The 4,047-nt window shown below is 73.5% G+C and carries 5 protein-coding genes; 3 read left to right on the top strand and 2 right to left on the bottom strand.

Annotated elements, in window-relative coordinates; genetic code table 11:
* Positions 1-149: 149 nt before the first annotated feature.
* On the bottom strand, positions 150-716 hold the full coding sequence (locus J2X60_RS18965) for a GNAT family N-acetyltransferase (RefSeq protein ID WP_309889715.1): 567 nt from the start codon (positions 714-716) through the stop codon (positions 150-152).
* A 42-nt stretch (positions 717-758) separates the two neighbouring features.
* Positions 759-1,628 carry a VOC family protein gene (locus J2X60_RS18970; RefSeq protein ID WP_309889717.1) on the bottom strand — a complete coding sequence of 290 codons (870 nt, stop codon included), beginning with the start codon at positions 1,626-1,628 and terminating at the stop codon, positions 759-761.
* A gap of 154 nt (positions 1,629-1,782) precedes the next feature.
* Here J2X60_RS18970 and J2X60_RS18975 point away from each other — a divergent pair, with 154 nt between their 5' ends.
* The 3 genes from J2X60_RS18975 to J2X60_RS18985 all read left to right on the top strand — a co-directional run bounded on the left by J2X60_RS18975 (position 1,783) and on the right by J2X60_RS18985 (position 3,897).
* A complete protein-coding gene (locus J2X60_RS18975; protein WP_229085410.1) occupies positions 1,783-2,346 on the top strand; it encodes a hypothetical protein in 564 nt (187 codons plus the stop codon).
* Positions 2,343-2,960 (top strand): signal peptidase I, encoded by a 618-nt coding sequence (lepB, locus tag J2X60_RS18980; protein ID WP_309889719.1) that lies wholly within the window; start codon positions 2,343-2,345, stop codon positions 2,958-2,960. The genes J2X60_RS18975 and lepB overlap by 4 nt, the downstream gene beginning before the upstream one ends.
* A 121-nt stretch (positions 2,961-3,081) precedes the next feature.
* Positions 3,082-3,897, top strand: coding sequence for an AraC family transcriptional regulator (locus J2X60_RS18985; RefSeq protein WP_070417011.1), 816 nt, complete (start codon positions 3,082-3,084; stop codon positions 3,895-3,897).
* The last annotated feature ends 150 nt before the right edge of the window (positions 3,898-4,047 follow it).

Consider the following 4,047-nt stretch of genomic DNA (forward strand, 5'->3'; position numbering starts at 1 on the left):
GCCCGGGTGCGTGTCGCCGGCCCCCCTTCGCCCGGGGCGGGGTGGTCGGGGGGGGCCCGCCCCCCCCCCCCCGGGGGGGGGGGGCCCCCCCCGGGGGGGGGGGGGGGGGGGGCCCCCCCCCCCCCCCCGCCTCCCGTCTGTCGTCCCGCCTAGACCTGCTGGCCGTTCAGCCAGATGGGGCCGGCCGGCCAGTCCTCGAGCCGCTCGGCCACGGGGAGCACCATCCAGCCGCCCTGGTCGGTCATCGGCAGCCCGGCGCCCTCGGCCGTGAACGCCGTGTAGTCCGCGACGACGTCGTCGAACACGTGCCAGCCGAGGTTCGCGTAGAACGGCACCCGGTTCTCACCGGCGCCGAGGAACCCGTACGGCACCGCCAGCCCCTCGAGCACAGCGTGCGCACGCTCCATCAGGTCGCGGCCCTTGCCGGTGCCCTGCAGTCGTGGCGACACCGCGACGAGGCCGGTGTCGCCGACGAGCACGTCCCGGCCGCCGACGGTGATGAACATCCGGCGGATCCCGACGTGGGCGAGGACGACGTCGTCGGCGTCACGGGCGAGCACGCGCCGCTCGGGCTGCATGCCCGCCCAGCTGCGGCCGCCCACGTACCAGTGCGACCAGTCGGGGAACGCTCGCCCCAGGAGCGCTGCGATCGCCTCGTGGTCGGGGAGCGACAGCGTGCTCTCCTCGACCACCTCCCACCGGATGTCCTCAGTCACGGGTCCATCCTGCCGGAGACCGTCCGTCCCGGTGCGGATGGCTCAGCCGCGGCCCGGCGCCGTGACCTCGATCCGGTTCGCCCACGGGTCCTCGAAGGCAACCGTCCGACCGTCGTCCGCCGACTGCACGCCGGAGTCGTGCATCCGCTCGACGAGGGCGCCGAGGTCGTCCGCGCCGGGGACCTCGATGCGGACGAGCCCGAGTCCGAGCGCGAGCTGGCGACGTCCGGCCCCGCGCGAGTTCCACGTGTTCATCGCCATGTGGTGGTGGTAGCCGCCGGCGCTGACGAACAGCGCCTCACCCCAACCGGCCGTGGTCGCGAAGCCGAGCCGGTCGACGTAGAAATCCTTGGCGGTGGCGACGTCCCCGACCGACAGGTGCACGTGGCCGACCCGACCGGGGCGTGCTGCTGCGCCGTCGAGGGCGTCCTGCGTGAGGTGCTCCTGCAGGAAGGCGTTCGGGTCGACGGAGATGGTGGCCATGTCGACCATGCCGTGCGTCCACGACCACTCGGTGCGGTCGCGGTCCCAGTACAGCTCGACGCCGTTGCCCTCGGGGTCGGTGAAGTAGAAGGCGTTGCTGACGAGGTGGTCGGCGCTGCCCGTGAAGGTCTGCGGGTACCGGGTCGCGACGGAGTAGAGCGCGGCGGCCAGGTCGGCCTTCGTGTCGAACAGGATCGCGGTGTGGAACAGGCCGGCGTCGTGCGGCCCGGCGTGCTGCATCGACGGCGCGTGCTCGAGGATGACGATCGGGGTCGTGCCCCGCCCGAGCACCGCCACACCGCCCTCGTTCGACAGGAGGGACAGCCGCACGCCGTCGCGGTAGTAGCCGATCATGCGGTCGAGGTCGGCGACCCGGAGCGTCACGGCGCCCATCGAGGTGTCGGCGGCGAGGAGGTCCTGCGTGGTCATGCGACCAGTGTGCGCTCATTTGGTTGACGCGTCAACCAAATGAGCGCGACATGTGCCATCGCGAGCACGGCGTGTGCCATCGCGAGCACGGCGTGTGCCATCGCACTCGGTGTCCTGTCGGCTGCGCGGCCCCGGGCGGGGCCAAGATGGAGGGATGCCACGCACACGACGACTGCCGGACCGAGCGGACGGGCGCGGTGGTGGCCGTCCGGACCGCCGCGACCTGCCGATCGAGCAGATGCGCGACCGGATGTCGTCGTACGTCTACGGCAACATCACCGTGCTCGCCGCCGCGATCGCCGTGGACCCCGCCGCGATCCACCACGGCTCGGCGGTGTGGGCGGTCCTCGGCACCGCGGTGCTCACGTACCTCGCGCACGTGCTGTCGCACCTGGTCGCGCACGGGCTCGGGGACGACGACGCGTCCGACGACGTCCGTCGCGAGTCCGTGGTCACCATCGTCCGCAACGCGAACCCGATCGCCACGTCCGGCCTCATCCCCGCGGTGCTGTACGCCGTCGCGTGGATCGGCTGGCTGCCCGCGTCGTGGGCGCAGACGGCCGCGCTCGTGATCCTCGTGGTCCGCATCGGCATGGTCGGTGTGTTCATGCAGCGGTTCAGCGGCAAGCGGCCGACGTTCCTCGGGCTCTGGGGCGGCATCGTGCTCGCCGCCGTCGCGTTCGTCATCGGTGTCGTCAAGGTGGTGCTGACGCATTGAGCGACGAAGCCGTCCCCGGGCCCCGCAGGCGTGCCCGCTGGAAGTTCCTCCGCGACCTCGCGATCATCGTGGTCGTCGCGCTGCTGGCGTCCTTCCTGGTGAAGTCGTACCTCGTCCGGTCGTTCTTCATCCCTTCGCTGTCGATGGCGAACACGCTCCTGGTCGGCGACCGGGTGCTCGTCAACGAACTCGTCCCCGGAGTGGTGCCGCTCCGACGCGGCGACGTCGTCGTCTTCGAGGACCCGGGTGGCTGGCTCGGGCCCGGGCAGGGGAACGACCTCATCAAGCGGGTGATCGGCCTGCCCGGCGACACCGTGTCGTGCTGCGACGCGCAGGGACGCCTGTCGGTGAACGGTCACGCGGTCGACGAGTCGTACGTCGTGCTGCGGCCCGGCTCCGACCGGGTCGCGCTGACCGACTTCTCGGTGACCGTGCCGAAGGGCCGGCTCTGGGTGATGGGCGACAACCGGTACGACTCAGCCGATTCCCGGGCGCACGGGACCGTCCCGGTGTCGGACGTCGTCGGCCGGGCCTTCGTCACGACGTGGCCGGTGTCGCGGTGGACGGTGCTGTCGCGGCACGGCGACGTCTGGGACGCGGTCCCGGAACCGTGATCGACGGCGAACGGCCGACCCGTTGCGCGACGCGGACGGGGGTCTCGCGTGCGCCGGACGGTCACGGTAGCGTTCGGTGGCCCGCCGGACCCGGCGCGCGGACCGTCGAACGGAGGCTCTCGTGACGTCCTCCGACCAGCCGTTCGACTACCGCTCCGGCGGCGACGAGCACGTCTCCCTCCGGAAGATCCGCACCGGTGGGCCGCAGGCCGGCACGATCGGCCCCCGCCCCGACCACGTCGTCTTCGTGCTCGCCAACGGCCGGGCGACGCTGACCGCCGACGACGGCAGCGAGTGGGACGTCGGGCCCGGACGACCGATGATGCTGTCGGCACCCGTCGCGTACGCGTTCGACACCGACGCGACCGCGATGACGCTCCTGCACGTCGCGCCCGCGATGCTCGGCGACGCCGAGGAGCCGTCGGAGTTCGTGCAACCGGACGCCGCCGACCCCGGCGTCGAGCCCCTGCTGACCCTGTTGCGCGAGGTGACCGACCGCATCCTCGACCCCGACCTCGACGCCACCGAGCGGGCAGCGCTGAACCGGCGGGTGGCCACGGTCGTGCTGTCGACGTTCACCCGGTCCCGCTCCGACGTCGAGCACCGGCTGCGTCGCGCCATCCGCTTCGTGCACGACCACGCGGACGAGGACCTCGAGGTCGCGGACATCGCCGCCGGCGCGGAGCTCAGCGAACGGGGTCTGCAGGACCTGTTCCGCCGCCGCCTCGCCGTGACGCCGATGCGCTACCTCCGCGAGGTCCGTCTCGACCGCGTGCACCTCGAACTCACGTCCCGCCGGGGCGGGGTCGTGACGGTCCGCGACATCGCCCGGCGCTGGCGCTTCGCGCACCTGGGCCGGTTCGCGGCCTCGTACCGGCAGCGGTTCGGTGAGAGTCCGCACCAGACGCTCCGACGGTCGGGCCGATCCGAGGGCTGACCAGCCGGACCCCGTCCAGGAGGCGGGGGGGGGGGGGGGGCCCCCCCCCCCCCCCCCGGGGGGGGGGGCCCCCCCCGGGGGGGGGGGGGCCGCGGGGCCCCCCCCGGGGGCAACCGCGGCCGCCGCGGGGCGCGGGGGGGTGCGCCCCCC

The sequence above is a fragment of the Curtobacterium sp. 320 genome, from assembly GCF_031455235.1.
In the GTDB taxonomy this organism is placed as follows: Bacteria; Actinomycetota; Actinomycetes; order Actinomycetales; family Microbacteriaceae; genus Curtobacterium.